General features: G+C 72.4%; 11 protein-coding genes. 3 read left to right on the top strand and 8 right to left on the bottom strand.

Annotation, left to right across the window (positions count from 1 at the left end):
* Window positions 1-74 precede the first annotated feature (74 nt).
* The 4 genes from ilvN to ABT360_RS03450 all read right to left on the bottom strand — a co-directional run bounded on the left by ilvN (window position 75) and on the right by ABT360_RS03450 (window position 7,333).
* On the bottom strand, window positions 75-599 hold the full coding sequence (ilvN, locus tag ABT360_RS03465) for an acetolactate synthase small subunit (RefSeq protein WP_019889675.1): 525 nt from the start codon (window positions 597-599) through the stop codon (window positions 75-77).
* Window positions 600-619: 20 nt separating this feature from the next.
* Window positions 620-2,479, bottom strand: coding sequence for an acetolactate synthase large subunit (locus ABT360_RS03460; RefSeq protein WP_351809971.1), 1,860 nt, complete (start codon window positions 2,477-2,479; stop codon window positions 620-622).
* Between the two features lie 213 nt (window positions 2,480-2,692).
* The gene (locus ABT360_RS03455; RefSeq protein WP_444852171.1) at window positions 2,693-6,058 is read right to left on the bottom strand and encodes an EAL domain-containing protein; all 3,366 of its coding nucleotides are present in this window, start codon (window positions 6,056-6,058) and stop codon (window positions 2,693-2,695) included.
* A gap of 324 nt (window positions 6,059-6,382) precedes the next feature.
* A complete protein-coding gene (locus ABT360_RS03450; protein ID WP_351809966.1) occupies window positions 6,383-7,333 on the bottom strand; it encodes a 2-hydroxyacid dehydrogenase in 951 nt (316 codons plus the stop codon).
* A 47-nt stretch (window positions 7,334-7,380) separates the two neighbouring features.
* On the opposite strand from ABT360_RS03450, the gene ABT360_RS03445 reads away from it, so the two are divergent.
* From ABT360_RS03445 to ABT360_RS03435, 3 genes are all read left to right on the top strand, one after another.
* Entirely contained in the window at window positions 7,381-8,403 is a 1,023-nt protein-coding gene (locus ABT360_RS03445) for an aldo/keto reductase (protein WP_351809963.1), read from the top strand.
* Between the two features lie 83 nt (window positions 8,404-8,486).
* Window positions 8,487-9,641, top strand: coding sequence for a PQQ-dependent sugar dehydrogenase (locus tag ABT360_RS03440; protein ID WP_351809960.1), 1,155 nt, complete (start codon window positions 8,487-8,489; stop codon window positions 9,639-9,641).
* A 13-nt stretch (window positions 9,642-9,654) separates the two neighbouring features.
* On the top strand, window positions 9,655-9,828 hold the full coding sequence (locus ABT360_RS03435; protein WP_351809957.1) for a DUF6191 domain-containing protein: 174 nt from the start codon (window positions 9,655-9,657) through the stop codon (window positions 9,826-9,828).
* 132 nt (window positions 9,829-9,960) lie between these two features.
* Here the strand turns inward: ABT360_RS03435 and ABT360_RS03430 are convergent, their stop codons facing one another.
* The 4 genes from ABT360_RS03430 to ABT360_RS03415 all read right to left on the bottom strand — a co-directional run bounded on the left by ABT360_RS03430 (window position 9,961) and on the right by ABT360_RS03415 (window position 14,622).
* Window positions 9,961-13,008, bottom strand: a complete 3,048-nt coding sequence (locus ABT360_RS03430) for a helix-turn-helix transcriptional regulator (protein ID WP_351810041.1) — start codon at window positions 13,006-13,008, stop codon at window positions 9,961-9,963.
* 69 nt (window positions 13,009-13,077) lie between these two features.
* Window positions 13,078-13,266: a hypothetical protein gene (locus ABT360_RS03425; protein WP_351809955.1), complete on the bottom strand. Its 189-nt coding sequence runs from the start codon at window positions 13,264-13,266 to the stop codon at window positions 13,078-13,080.
* Between the two features lie 127 nt (window positions 13,267-13,393).
* Window positions 13,394-14,023 (bottom strand): hypothetical protein, encoded by a 630-nt coding sequence (locus ABT360_RS03420; RefSeq protein ID WP_351809952.1) that lies wholly within the window; start codon window positions 14,021-14,023, stop codon window positions 13,394-13,396.
* A 35-nt stretch (window positions 14,024-14,058) separates the two neighbouring features.
* Entirely contained in the window at window positions 14,059-14,622 is a 564-nt protein-coding gene (locus ABT360_RS03415) for a GNAT family N-acetyltransferase (protein WP_351809950.1), read from the bottom strand.
* Window positions 14,623-14,641 lie beyond the last annotated feature (19 nt).

Here is a 14,641-nt window from a genome sequence, read left to right as displayed (position 1 = left end):
TGGGTTTCTCCTTGGTGTGCTGATGTTGCGTCCCACCGTACGGCGGGGAGGGATGTGTAAGTCGGGGGGTCTCGCTACGCGGAACGGTCCAGGGCCCGGAGCGAGCGGTCCGTGATGGACCGGGCGCCACGCCCTATGGCGATCGTTCCGGACTGGACGAGCTCCTTGATGCCGAACTGCTCCAGCATCTTCAGCATCGCGTCGAGCTTGTCACTCGAACCCGTTGCCTCGATCGTGACCGCCTCGGGCGAGACGTCCACGGTCTTGGCGCGGAACAGCTGGACGATCTCGACGATCTGGGAGCGGGTCTCGTTGTCGGCGCGGACCTTCACCAGAACGAGTTCACGCTGGATGGCGGCGCTGGGCTCCAGCTCGACGATCTTCAGGACGTTGACCAGCTTGTTGAGCTGCTTGGTCACCTGTTCCAGCGGCAGGTCCTCGACATTCACCACGATGGTGATGCGGGAGATGTCGGGGTGCTCGGTGACACCGACGGCGAGCGAGTCGATGTTGAAGCCGCGGCGGGAGAACAGGGCGGCGATCCGGGCGAGGATGCCGGGCGTGTTCTCCACCAGGACGGAGAGCGTGTGCTTGGACATGTTCTTGACTCAGCTCTCTCTCAGTCGTCTTCGTTGTCGCCGAAGTCGGGGCGGACCCCGCGGGCGGCCATGACCTCGTCGTTGGAGGTGCCGGCGGCGACCATGGGCCACACCTGGGCGTCCTCGTGGACGATGAAGTCGATGACGACCGGGCGGTCGTTGATGGCGTTGGCCTCGGCGATGACCTTGTCCAGGTCCTCCGGGCGCTCGCAGCGCAGTGCGACGCAGCCCATGGCTTCGGACAGCTTCACGAAGTCCGGGATGCGGGTGCCCGCGCTGGGCTGCTTGCCGTCCGCCTCGGGGCCGGAGTGCAGCACGGTGTTGGAGTAGCGCTGGTTGTAGAAGAGGGTCTGCCACTGGCGGACCATCCCGAGCGCGCCGTTGTTGATGATCGCGACCTTGATCGGGATGTTGTTCAGCGCGCAGGTGACCAGCTCCTGGTTGGTCATCTGGAAGCAGCCGTCGCCGTCGATGGCCCAGACCGTGCGGTCCGGCATGCCCGCCTTGGCGCCCATGGCGGCCGGCACGGCGTAGCCCATCGTCCCGGCGCCGCCGGAGTTCAGCCAGGTGGCGGGCTGCTCGTAGTCGATGAAGTGGGCGGCCCACATCTGGTGCTGGCCGACACCGGCCGCGTAGATGGTGCCCTCGGGGGCGAGCTGCCCGATGCGCTGGATGACCTGCTGCGGCGACAGGCTGCCGTCCTCGGGCTGGTCGTAGCCGAGGGGGTAGGTGTCGCGCCAGCGGCTGAGGTCCTTCCACCAGGCGCTGTAGTCGCCGGTGTTGCCCTCGGTGTGCTCGGCCTGGACGGCCTGGACCAGGTCGGCGATGACCTCGCGGGCGTCACCGACGATCGGCACGTCGGCGGCGCGGTTCTTGCCGATCTCGGCCGGGTCGATGTCGGCGTGGACGATCTTGGCGAAGGGCGCGAAGCTGTCCAGCTTGCCGGTGACGCGGTCGTCGAACCGAGCGCCGAGGGCGACGATCAGGTCGGCCTTCTGCAGCGCCGTGACCGCGGTGACGGCGCCGTGCATGCCCGGCATGCCGACGTGCAGCGGGTGGCTGTCGGGGAACGCGCCCAGCGCCATCAGGGTGGTGGTGACCGGGGCCTGGGTCAGCTCGGCCAGGACCTTCAGCTCGGCGGTGGCGCCGGCCTTGAGGACGCCGCCGCCGACGTACAGGACGGGGCGCTTGGCCTGGGTGATCAGCTTGGCGGCCTCGCGGATCTGCTTGGCGTGCGGCTTGGTCACCGGGCGGTAGCCGGGCAGGTCGAGCTGCGGCGGCCAGCTGAAGGTGGTACGGGCCTGGAGGGCGTCCTTGGCGATGTCGACCAGGACCGGGCCGGGGCGGCCGGTGGAGGCGATGTGGAACGCCTCGGCGATCGTCTTGGGGATGTCCTCGGCCTTGGTGACCAGGAAGTTGTGCTTGGTGATCGGCATGGTGATGCCGCAGATGTCCGCCTCCTGGAAGGCGTCCGTGCCGATGGCCTTGGAGGCGACCTGACCGGTGATCGCGACCAGCGGGACGGAGTCCATGTGCGCGTCGGCGATCGGGGTGACCAGGTTGGTGGCACCGGGGCCGGAGGTGGCCATGCAGACGCCGACCTTGCCGGTCGCCTGGGCGTAGCCGGTCGCGGCGTGGCCGGCGCCCTGCTCGTGGCGGACGAGGATGTGACGGACCCGGGTGGAGTCCATCATCGGGTCGTACGCGGGGAGGATGGCGCCGCCGGGGATGCCGAACACCGTCTCGGCGCCCACTTCCTCGAGAGAACGGATGAGGGACTGCGCACCCGTGACGTGCTCAACGGTGGCGGGTGTCTGTCCGCCGGTACGGGCCCGCGGCTGCGGATGGTGGGCCCCGGTGGCCTGCTCGGTCATCGGCATTCTCTTCTCGAAGCTGAGGGTTTTCGCGAGGTTTAGCTGGTTTGGCAGGGAGCCAGTGCAACAAAAAACCCCTCGTGCCGTGAGGCAAGCGAGGGGAGCGCGCCGGTGTGGGTCTGCAGGGCCGTCATCAGGCCGTGCTCAGCCGACGCGCTTTCCAAGTACGAGAATTCGGGTGCGCATGGCATTGACCCTCCCTCCGGCGCACCGTCAGTGTCAAGTGGGTGGGACGCGAGTCTCATTATGTGAGCGAAGTGGGTAGGGCGAGCGCATTCCCGGAAGGGCGCTCGGCAGGGCGGCGGGAACGGCGTTGGGCACGGCGCTGGACAGCCCCCCGGGCAGGTGGTCCGGGCCGCCGCCCGGCCGGTCGCGGTGGGTACCGCCGGGGCCGGTGCCGGGCAGGTCGCGGTGGGCACCGCCCGGCGGGTCGCGGTGGGCGCCGCCGGGGCCGGTGCCGGGCGGGTCGGTGCGGGCGCCGCCCGGCCGGTCGCCGGGGCCCAGGCTGAGCCGGTCGCCGCCGGGCGGCCGGGCGGCGGGGCCGGAACGGTCGCCGGGGGTGCAGGGGGCACTGCCGGGCCCGGTGCCGAGGGGGCCGCCCGGCAGGGGCCCTGGGCCGGCGGGTCCGGTGCCGGGAAGGGCGCCGGGGTCCGGGGCTTCCGGTGTGGGGGTGGGGGTGGTGTTCGACGCGGTGCTGGGGACGCCGCTCGGGAGGGGGCCGGGCAGGGCGCTGGGGAGGGCGACGGGGAGGACGCTTGGGAGGGGGCTGGGACGAACGCCTCCGGTGAGGGCGGGCAGGGCGGCCCCGCTGGGCACGGGGAACTCGTCCCGGACGAGGGCACGGCGGAGCCGGTACTCGTCGAGGGGGCCTGAGAAGGCCATGCCCTGCCCATGGGTGCACCCCATCGCGCGTAGCGCCAGGACCTGCTCCGGTACGTCGACGCCGTCGGCCACGGACTGCATGCCGAGGTCGCAGGCGATGCGGAGCAGCCCGCTGGTGATCTTGTGCAGCCGAGCCGATTCGACGACGCCCTCGACCAGGCCTCTGTCCAGTTTCAGTATGTCGACCGGGAGCCGCCGGAGCGCGTTGATCGCCGCATATCCGCTGCCGAATCCGTCGAGCGCGATGCGTACGCCGAGTCTGCGCAGACCGGCCAGGCGCTTCTCCAGCTCGTCGAAGGAGATCCTCGGGTCGCTGTCGGACAGCTCGATGATCAGCGAGCCGGAGGGCAGTTCGTACTTGGTCAGCAGCGTTTCGATGGTGCCGAGCGGCATGGACCTGTCGACCAGCTTGCGTGCCGGGAAGCGGACGGAGACCGGTACGTGGTGGCCGAGCCGGCCGCGCTCGGCGGCCTGCTCGACCGCCTCTTCGAGGAGCCGGCTGCCGGCCTCGGCGGCGCGCTCGGCGTCCTCGGCGACTCTGAGGTACTCGGCCGGGGTGAACAGGATGCCCTGGGCGGACCGCCAGCGGGGCTGTGCGGCGACCGCGGCGATCCGCCCGGTGGCGAGGTCCACCACGGGCTGGTGCAGGAGCACGAACTCGCCGTCCTGGGCGGCGGTACGCGCCCGGGCGGCCAGCTCCGTGCGGCGTACGACGTCCGTCTGCATCTGGGGCGCGTACAGCTCGACGCGGTTCTTGCCGCCCGCCTTGGCCCGGTACATGGCGAGGTCGGCGTTGCGCAGGAGGTCTCCCGCGCTGATGCCGGCCTCGGCGAAGGCCACGCCGATGGACGCGGCGACCCGTACCTCCTGCCCTTCGATCCGGTACGGCTGCGAGAGCGTGAGCCGCAGCCGGTCGGCGATCTCCTGGACCTGCGGCTCGCGCCCGGACTGGTCGGGGTTGCCGTCACCGAGGATCAGGGCCGCGAACTCGTCGCCGCCGAGGCGGGCGGCGGTGTCCCCGGCTCGTACGGAGTCCTGGAGCCGGCGGGCGGCCTGGATGAGCAGCTCGTCGCCCGCCTGGTGCCCCAGCCGGTCGTTGACGCCCTTGAAGCCGTCCAGGTCGATGAAGAGCACGGCCGTGCCGGCGTCGCCCGCGCGGCGCCCGCCGAGTGCCTGCCGGACGCGCCGGGTGAACAGGGCGCGGTTGGGCAGGTCCGTGAGCGGGTCGTGTTCCGCGTTGTGCTGGAGCTGCGCCTGGAGGCGGACCCGTTCGGTGACGTCCCGGCTGTTGAAGATCAGGCCGCCCTGGTGGCGGTTGACGGTGGACTCGACGTTGAGCCACTCGCCGGTGCCGGACCTGAAGCGGCATTCGATGCGGGTCGTGGGCTCCTCCGAAGGAGGAGCGGCCAGGAATCGCCGTACCTCGTGGACGACGCCGCCCAGGTCCTCGGGGTGGATGAGGGAGGCGAGCTCGGAGCCGATGAGTTCGTCCGCGTCCCGTCCGTACACGCCGGACGCGGCCGGGCTGACGTATCGCAGCACGCCGTCGGGAGCGGCGATCATGATGACGTCGCTGGAGCCCTGCACCAGGGACCTGAAGTGGTTCTCCTTCTGGGCCAGTTCATGGGTGAGGGCGATGTTGTCGAGGAGCATGATCCCCTGGCGTACGACCAGGGCGAGCACGACTGTGCATCCGGTGAAGACGACGACGCGGTCCACCGTGCGGTCCTCGATGACGTTGTAGAGGATGCCGAGCGTGCAGACCGCGGCCGCCAGGTAAGGCGTGAGGGCGGCCAGCGACCCGGCGATGGGACGACTGGACTGGCGGGGCCCGCGCGGCGGGGCGGGGCTCTCGGGGACGCGGCTGGCGCCCCAGGGGGCGTACGCCAGGAGCAGCGAGCCGGCGAACCAGCCCGCGTCGAGGAGCTGGCCCGAGCGGTAGTGCTCGCGCAGCAGCGGAGAGGTGAACAGCGCGTCACACAGGACGGTGAGGGCGAGTGCGGCGATCGCCGTGTGGACGGCGGAGCGGTTGGCGTGGGTGCGCCGGAAGTGCAGCGCGAGCACCATGCTCACCAGCACGATGTCCAGGAGCGGGTAGGCGAGCGAGAGCGCGGCCCGCGCGACGCTCTCACCCTCGAAGCGGGCGGTGTGGGCGAGGGCGAGGCTCCAGGACAGCGTGAGCAGCGAACCGCCGATCAGCCAGGAGTCCAGGGCGAGGCAGATCCAGCCGGCCCTGGTGACCGGCCGCTTGGCGAGGACGAGCAGCCCGACGATGGCGGGCGGCGCGAAGAGCAGGAAGAACAGGTCGGCGAGGGACGGCTGTGGTACGGCCCGGTCGAGCACGACCTCGTACCACCCCCAGACGGTGTTGCCACCGGCCGCCATCGCCGAGGAGAAGGCGAACAGCAACCAGGCGGGCCGGAAACGGCTGCCACGCGTGCGTGCGTAGACGAAGCACGAGACGGCGGCGAGCAGGGCGGCGGCGCTGAGGCCGAAGTCCCCCATGATCAGGGACAGTTCCTCGGAACCCCAGCCGACGGCGGCCCCGGTGGCATAGCTTCCGCACAGTACGGCGAGGAGCAGCTGGCACAGCAGGCCGCCGGAGCGGCCCGCGTCGCCGCTTCCCGCACCGCTTCCCGCCGCCCCGCCGGTGGCGCCGCCCGTGACGGGCGGGCGCTCGATGAGCACTCCCGGGGCGCTCACGGTGTCACCCCGGTGCGCGGCTCGGGTCGGTGCGGCGACGGCGCCTGCTTCGGCTTCCGCTTCGGTGGCCGGGACGCGGTCGCGGGTCGCAGTCGGCTGCCCCGTCGCGTCGGCTCGCTTGCCCATCGACCGTGCATCACCCGTCGCCCCCCTCGGATTCTGATCGGCAATCACGTCGCTCCCCTGCGCCGGTTCGTGCTCGACGCGGCCCCCAGATCGGGACGATACACCAGGATCGTCACTCAGGGACAGGGGTCCTCTACGCTCCGTGACGATCATCAGTGTTATGGGTACGGAGGGCGCCCATTTCGCTTCAGAGCGTGGTCAGAGGGTGGTGAGGACGATATTCCGCATCGGCGCGCGCTCGGCGAACCGGGTGAGTTGCCCGGCGACGAGGCGCTTGGCGCGGGGCATGAACGCGGATGTTGAGCCGCCGACGTGGGGGCTGATCAGTACGCCCGGAACGTGCCACAGAGGGTGCCCCTGGGGCAGCGGTTCCGGGTCGGTGACGTCGAGCGCGGCGGTGATCCGGCCGCTCCGGGTCTCGGCGAGGAGCGCCTCGGTGTCGACGACGGGACCGCGTGCGACGTTCACCAGCAGGGCCCCGTCCTTCATCAGTGCCAGGAAGCCGGCGTCGGCGAGGTGGTGGGTGTCGGGTGTCAGCGGCGTGGACAGGATGACGACGTCCGCCTCGGGAAGGAGTGCAGGCAGATCGGTGAACGCCTGCACGGGACCGCGCTCGGTGGTGCGCGCGGAGCGCGCGACGCGCGCCACCCGCGCGCACTCAAAGGGCGCGAGCCGGTCCTCGATCGCGGCGCCGATCGATCCGTACCCCACGATCAGCACGGATTTGTCGGCGAGCGCCGGGTAGAAGCCCGCCCGCCATTCCTCCTGGTCCTGACCCCGCACGAAGCCGGGGATGCCGCGCAGCGAGGCGAGGATCAGCGCGATCGTCAGCTCGGCGGTACTGGCCTCGTGGACGCCCTTGGCGTTGCACAGCGCCACACCGGGCGGCAGGAGGTCGAGCCCGGGCGTCACGTGGTCGATTCCCGCCGAGAGGGTCTGGACGACGCGTACGGAGGTCATCGCGGCCATCGGGCGCACCGCGATCTCGCTGCCCTTCATGTAGGGCACGACGTAGAACACGCAGTCCGCCGGGTCGGCCGGGAAGTCCGGGCCGCCGTCCCAGAAGCGGTAGGTCAGGCCGGACTCGGCGGGGGCGGGGAGCCCCTCTATCTCGTCGGCCGCAATGGGGAGCCACACGTCAGCAGTCATGGTCAGGAGGTTAGTTTGGGGAGCGGCACGAGGAGGGGTACGGGGAGTTGGAGCGCAGGACAATCGGGGCGACGGCGCTCGAAGTCGGTGCTATCGGCCTCGGCTGCATGCCGATGAGCTGGGCCTACAGCGCCTCGCAACAGCGCGGTGACCGCTCCTTGCGCACCGTGCACGCCGCGCTCGACGCCGGGGTGACGCTGCTCGACACGGCCGACATGTACGGACCGTTCACCAATGAGCTGCTGCTGGGCCGGGTACTCAAGGAGCGGCGGGCGGAGGCCTTCGTGTCGACGAAGTGCGGGCTGCTCGTCGGTGAGCAGCACATCGTGGCCAATGGGCGGCCGGGGTACGTACGGCGGGCCTGTGACGCCTCGCTGCGGCGGCTCCAGACCGACGTCATCGACCTGTACCAGCTGCACCGCGCCGATCCGGAGGTCCCGGTCGAGGAGACCTGGGGCGCGATGGCGGAGCTGGTGACGGCCGGGAAGGTGCGGGCGCTCGGCCTGTGCGCGATGGCGGTCCGCTCTTCGCGCCGGGGCCCGGCGGGTGCGGCTGGGGCCGATCTGTACGAGGGAACGATTCGGCAGCTGGAGCGGGTGCAGCAGGTGTTCCCGGTGAGCGCGGTGCAGGCCGAGCTGTCGGTGTGGTCGCCGGAGGCGCTGCGGCGGCTGCTGCCGTGGTGCGAGTCACGGGGCGTGGGCTTCCTGGCGGCGATGCCGCTCGGCAACGGCTTCCTGACCGGGACGCTGACGCCCGGCGGCGGATTCGAGCCCGAGGACCTGCGGGCCCGGCACCCCCGGTTCACGGCCGAGATGATGGCCGCGAACCAGCCGATCGTGGTGGGGCTGCGGCGGGTGGCCGAGCGGCACGGCGGCGAGGCGGCCGGGGTCACCCCGGCACAGGTGGCGCTGGCGTGGGTACGGGAACGGGGCCGGCACGTCGTACCGGTGCCGGGGACGAAGCACGAGCGGTGGGCGGTGGAGAACGCGCGGGCGGCCGGGCTGTCGCTGACGGTGGAGGACCTGGCGGAGATCGCGGCACTGCCTCCGGCCCAGGGGTCGTGGGACTGATTCCCCGGCGCGAGCGGTGTATCAAGGGTGCGTACGCGGCTCACACCGCCGTCGAAGGGATCACAACTGTGCAACGTCCTGCTGTGACGGCCGTGTTGGCCGCCGCCGTCCTGTGTCTCGTGACCGGGTGCTCGTCGGACGGGGGCGCGCGCCCCGCGGACGACAGGAGCGCCGGGTCCCCGTCGGCCGCCTCCGCCCCACCGTCGGGGTCACCCTCCCGGCCGTCCCCGTCCGCGCCGCCGGCGAAGGGCACGGCGAGGGTCGTGTCCACGCTCACCGAAGGGCTGAAGTCGCCCTGGGGCCTGGCCGCCCTGCCGGACGGCGACCTGCTGGTCTCCTCGCGCGACGAGGGCACGATCACCCGGATCGACGGCGAGAGCGGCGCGAAGACCGTGATCGGCACGGTGCCGGGCGTCGCTCCGGCGGGCGAGGGCGGTCTCCTGGGGCTGGCGGTCTCACCGACGTACGCCTCCGACCGCCTGGTGTACGCCTACTTCACCACCGAGTCGGACAACCGCATCGCCCGCATGCTGTACGACGAGAAGAAGCCGGCCGGCCAGCAGCTCGGCGCACCCGACACGGTGCTGCGGGGCATCCCCAAGGGCACGATCCACAACGGCGGGCGGATCGCCTTCGGCCCGGACAAGATGCTGTACGCGGGCACGGGCGAGACCGGTGAGACCGGCCTGGCGCAGGACAAGGCCTCGCTGGGCGGGAAGGTCCTCCGGATGACCCCGGACGGACAGCCGGTGCACGGCAACCCGTCCGCGGACTCGGTGGTCTACTCGCACGGGCACCGCAATGTGCAAGGGCTGGCCTGGGACGCGGAGAAGCGGCTGTGGGCGGCCGAGTTCGGGCAGAACACCTGGGACGAGCTGAATCTCGTCGAGCCCGGCAAGAACTACGGCTGGCCGGAGGTGGAGGGCAAGGGCGGCAAGCCGGGCTTCGTCGACCCGGTCGCCCAGTGGAAGACCGCCGACGCCTCCCCGAGCGGTATCGCCGTCGCGGAGGGCTCCGTCTGGATGGCGGGGCTGCGGGGCGAGCGGCTGTGGCGCATCCCGCTGGCCGGCGCGGAACCTTCGGCGGACCCTCAGCCGTTCCTGGAAGAGCGGTACGGCCGGCTGCGCACGGTCCTGGCGGCGGGCGGCGACAAGCTCTGGCTGGTGACCAGCGAGACGGACGGCCGGGGCACACCGGAAGCGGGCGACGACAGGATCCTCCGGCTGGAGGTGGAGTGAGAGGCGGCAGCCAGTGTTCAACCTGATGGAGGAACTCTTCGCGCCGGGCCGCAAGCACACGGACGACGAGCGTCGGCGCCTCGAACTCACCCGGGAGGACCTGGGCGACAACGACCCGGCACGCGGCCCGATAGACCTCGCCTCCGGCACGGTCACCGTCCGCGCGCCCCACGCGTCGGACACCTGAGCCCGGGCGGGGGCGGGCCGCCCCCGGCCGGGGGTCCGGCAGGGCCGCGCGAGGGCGGGCCGGCCCCGCCAGGCCGTCCGGCAGGACCGCGCCACGCCCCGGTCGGGCCCTCGCGGTCAGGCGGTCAGGCGGTCAGGCGGGGACTTCGGGGAGGAGGCGGAGGCGGTGCGCCAGGGCGGCGGCTTCGCCTCGGCCGGAGACGCCGAGTTTGGCGAGGATGTTGGAGACGTGGACACTCGCCGTCTTCGGTGAGATGAACAGCTCCTCGGCTATCCGGCGGTTGGTGCGGCCCATCGCGACCAGGCGGAGCACGTCCTGTTCGCGGGGCGTGAGGCCGAAACCCTCGTGGTCCGGCTCCGGGGCCGGGGCGGCGGGCGGTGCCATGAGGGCGAGGCGGGCACGGGCGGCGAGCAGTTCCAGGTCCTCGCGCAGGGGGCGGGCCCCCAGGTGGACGGCGACGACATGAGCCTCGCGGACCAGTTCGGTGGCGCGGTCCCGGTTGCCGCCCCGGACGAGCAGCGCGTCCGCCCAGCGGTGCCGGGCGCGGGCCAGCTCGTAGGGGCGCTCCAGCGGACCGAGGGCGACCGCGACCTCCGCCCAGCGGTCGGCGTCGTCGCGGCCCTCCGCGCGGGCCAGCTCGGCCGCGACGAACAGCGCGTGCGCCTGCCACACCGGGACGGGGGCGGCGAGCCGCTTCGCGTACGAGCGGATCAGCGCCAGGGCTTCCGTACGGCCCTCCTCGGCCGCCGGCAGCCCGCGCGCCTCCGCCTCCGCCGTGGCGGCGACGAGCAGCAGCGGCCACGCGTACCGCTGGCTGCCGGTCGGGAAGCCGTCCCGGGCCGCTTCGGCCAGTCCGGTCCGTACGTCGGCGATGCGGCCCTGCGCGGCGGCGACGCCCAACTGGACCTGGGCCAGCGGCAGCAGGTACTGCAACATCGGGTCGTGCTTGCCGTAGGTGTCCCTGGCGAGCGCCAAGTGCTCGGCGGTGACGGACAGTTCGCCGCGGAGCCAGGCGAGTTGGGCACGCCTGAGGTGCGCTCCGGCGCGGGGTTTCGTGCTGTAGGCGATGCGCTGGAGCCGGCGCGCTCCCTCGCTCGCCTCGTCCCAGTGGCCCAGCGATATCTGTGACTCGACGAGGTTGTTCAGCACCCAGCCCTCGTTGTCGCGCAGGCCGGACTCGCGGGAGTACGCGAGCCCCTCCAGGGCGATGCGGACCGCGTCGCGGGAGCGCCCGACGGCTTCCAGGCAGGAGGGGATGTTGACGTAGGCGCGTCCGGCCTCGTTCCGCACGCACAGCTCGCGGGCGCGGTCGAGGACCGCGTACATCTCCGCGAGTCCGGCCTCGATGTCGCCCGCGTCGACCATCAGTCCGCCGAGGGTGAGGCGGGCGTTGAGCTCGACCGGCTCGGCCTTGACCAGGCGGGCGTATTCGACGGCCCGTTCTGCCGCGGCGAGGCTCTCCAGGCCCGGCGCGTGCAGCATGCCCCAGCCGGCGGCCACGGCGAGGACCTTCGCGTGGACGGCGGACGGCGGCAGACCGCGCACCAGCTCCTGGGCGGTGGCCAGTTCGGCCCAGCCGTCGCCCCGGCCGAGGTTCGACATGAGCCGGGACCGCTCGGTCCAGAACCAGGCGGCGCGCTGGGGGTCCTTGCCGCCGGAGGCCATGGCGGGATCGCTCTCCTCGTCGAGGATCCGCAGCGCACGCTTGACGATCTTCAGGGCACGCTCGCGTTCGCCGCACAGCCGCGCGGCGACGGCCGCCTCGGCCAGGAGGTCGAGGTAGCGCAGCGGGGTCGTGTCGGGGCAGCCGCACGGCGGGTACGCCTCGGCGTAGTCGATGGGCCTGAGGGACGCGCGTACGTCCTCGGGCACGTCGTCCCACAGCTCCATGGCCCGCTCCAGCAGGCGCATTTGCTCGGCGTGGGCGTGGCGCTTGCGGGCCTCGACGGCGGCGCGGAGGACGACGGGCAGCGCCTTGGCGGCGTCGTGCGCGTGGTACCAGTAACTGGCGAGGCGGGTGGTGCGCTCGTCGGCCCGTACGAGGCCGGGATCGGCCTCCAGCGCTTCGGCGTACCGCCGGTTGAGGCGGGAGCGCTCGCCGGGCAGCAGGTCGTCGCTGACGGCCTCGCGCACCAGGGAGTGGCGGAAGCGGTAGCCCTCTCCGTCGGGCACGGCGAGCAGGATGTTGGCGTTGACGGCGGCTCGCAGCGCCTCGATGAGGTCGTCCTCGGGCAGCCGGGCGACGGCGGCCAGCAGGCCGTACTCCACGGTGGAGCCGCCTTCGGCGACGATCCTGGCGACCTTCTGGGCGTCCTCGGAGAGCCGTTCCACGCGCACCAGCAGCAGGTCGCGGAGGGATTCGCTCAGGCCGCCGGGCTCGCATCCGCTCTCCTGGCAGACGACGAGCTCCTCGACGAAGAAGGCATTGCCGTCGGAGCGGCGGAAGATGTCGTCGACGAGGGCGGCCGCCGGCTCGGCGGCCAGGATGCCGGTCAGCTGCCGGTGGACTTCCGTGCGGGTGAACCGGGGCAGTTCGATACGGCGCACGGTGCGGAGGCGGTCCAGCTCGGCGAGCAGGGGCCTGAGCGGGTGGCGGCGGTGGATGTCGTCGGCGCGGTAGGTGGCGACGACGACGAGCCGGCCGCGGTGCAGGGTGCGGAAGAGGTAGGCGAGGAGGTGGCGGGTGGAGGCGTCGGCCCAGTGCAGGTCCTCCAGGGCGAGGACGACCGTGCGGTCGGTGGCGATGCGCTCCAGGAGGCGGACGGTGAGCTCGAAGAGCCGGGCGGTGCTGTCCTCGTTGTACGGCTCGGGCCCGGCCGCGTCGCCCAGCTCGGGCAGGAGCCGGGCGAGCTCCCCCTCCTGCCCCTGTGCCGCGGCGGCGAGCTCGTCGGGGAGCGTACGGCGCAGGGCGCGCAGCGCGGTGGAGAACGGCGCGAACGGCAGGCCGTCCGCGCCGATTTCGACGCAGCCGCCGACGGCGACGACGGCGCCCTGGGCACATGCCTCGCCGAGGAACTCCTCCAGCAGGCGGGTCTTGCCCACGCCCGCCTCACCGCCGACGAGCAACGCCTGAGGCTCTCCCGCGGTGGCGCGGGAGAGCGCTTCGGTGAGTGCGGTCAATTCACCTGCTCTGCCGACGAATACCGGACTGACGGACCTGTTCTCCACGTCGCCGAGCATCGCACAGCCCGCTGACAACGTGGCACTGGTTATCGGTGCGACGGCCATGGCCCGGGCGTCACCCTTCCGTCAGGCGGCCGTCACGAAGCGGTCGTGGTCGGTATTCACCTGCCCTCCGGGGGCGTGATCGCCGGACCGGCGGGCGAGGGCGCGGTGGGCCCTGCGGGCGGCCCGGGCGAGGTTGACCAGCCGCTGGGCGTCGGCCTCGCGGAGGAGCTCGGCGTGACGGGCGGCCTGCTGGAGTTCGTACGTGAACATCGTGTTCTCCCTGGTGGTGTCGGGGCGTTGGTGATGCCTCAACTCTCGTTCCCCAGGGGGTCCGGCCACATCGGGAGACTGCCGCATCTTGCGCGGCGCGGGGTCCTTAGGCGTACGTAAGGGGGCCTCAGGAGCGGGTGCTGGGCAGGGGCAGGAACAGGTCGGCGTACATGCCCGCGGACAGCAGCAGCCCGAGTCCGCCGAGCACGGCGCCGGCCAGGGCCACCGCCCGGATCCACAGGGGGCGCTGCGAGCGGATGAGCACGACAAGGCCGGTGATCAGCGCGACGACGGCGAACAGGCCGTTGACGAGGGCGGTGGTGTGCCAGGCGTCTCCGTAGATCTCGGAGATCTGCTGGGCGGGTGACCCGGACTGGGAGGTGGCGATCTGTCCGATGAGCGTCTCGCGCTCGGCGGCGACGCGGCCCATCCAGGTGCCGGTGAGGGAGGCGATGCCGAGTGCCGTGGCGACGACGGCCGCCGCGGCGGCGGCGAGACCGGTGGCCCCGCCCGGCCCGGTGGACCGCTCGGCGCCGTCCCGTGCCTCGGGCTGTTCCCGCGGTTCCTGCTGCTCCTGCTGCTCCTGCTCGAACTCGGCGGCGTGCTCGTCGTCGTGCTCGGGCTGGTGGTCCTGCGGGCCGGCGGCCGTCTCGGGCGCGGTTCGGGGCGTGGTCCCGGGCTCCGTGGAGGGCCCGGTCCCGGGTGCCGTCGCCGTGGTGTCGGCGCCGTTGTCGGTCTTGGTCGTCGTGGGGTTCATGCGCGGCACGCCAGGTGCCGTTTCTGAGAGGGCCCTTAACGCGCCTCTTGGCGTGCCGCGCGCCACTCCGGTGCCAGGACGGACCAGACCTCCATGTCGTGCCGTACGCCCCGGTAGGGGTAGCTCTCGCGCAGCACGCCCTCCTTGGTCATACCGAGCCGCTTGGCGACATTGATGCTGGCGGTGTTCGCCGAGGAGACCAGCCACTCGACGCGGTGCATACCGCGCTCGTTGACCGCCCAGTCGATCAGGACGCGGACCGCGCGGGTGACCAGGCCGCGGCCGGACGCCGACGGCTCCAGCCAGCAGCCCGCCTCGCAGGTGCCGGCGGCGGTGTCCATGACCCTCAGCAGGACCCCGCCGACCAGGGTGCCCTCCAGCCAGATGCCGAGGATGCGGCCCGTGTCGGCGGCCGCCTTGTCGGCGTACGACTGGAGGTAGGCCCGTGTCGACGGCAGGTCGGTGCAGACGGTCGGGAGGGCGACGTACTGCCCGATGTAGTCCCTGCCCCGGTCCATGTGGGCCAGGAACTCCTCGGCCTGCCACGGCTCCAGCGGGCGCAGTTCGGCTCCGTCGTCGCCCAGGGATGTCGCGAACACCGTCGTGGCCCTCCGTGGC

This window comes from Streptomyces sp. NPDC000229 (genome assembly GCF_040300825.1).
GTDB lineage: Bacteria > Actinomycetota > Actinomycetes > Streptomycetales > Streptomycetaceae > Streptomyces.
The sequence above is the reverse complement of the archived record's forward strand: the minus strand, read 5'-3'. Positions and strand labels throughout refer to the sequence as shown.

Excerpts from the sequence above, each read along its gene's own strand:
- ABT360_RS03460 (WP_351809971.1), bottom strand. The coding sequence starts at position 2,479 with ATGCCGATGACCGAGCAGGCCACCGGGGCCCACCATCCGCAGCCGCGG.
- ABT360_RS03420 (WP_351809952.1), bottom strand. The coding sequence starts at position 14,023 with ATGAACCCCACGACGACCAAGACCGACAACGGCGCCGACACCACGGCG.
- ABT360_RS03430 (WP_351810041.1), bottom strand. The coding sequence starts at position 13,008 with ATGCTCGGCGACGTGGAGAACAGGTCCGTCAGTCCGGTATTCGTCGGC.
- ABT360_RS03450 (WP_351809966.1), bottom strand. The coding sequence starts at position 7,333 with ATGACTGCTGACGTGTGGCTCCCCATTGCGGCCGACGAGATAGAGGGG.
- ABT360_RS03425 (WP_351809955.1), bottom strand. The coding sequence starts at position 13,266 with ATGTTCACGTACGAACTCCAGCAGGCCGCCCGTCACGCCGAGCTCCTC.
- ilvN (WP_019889675.1), bottom strand. The coding sequence starts at position 599 with ATGTCCAAGCACACGCTCTCCGTCCTGGTGGAGAACACGCCCGGCATC.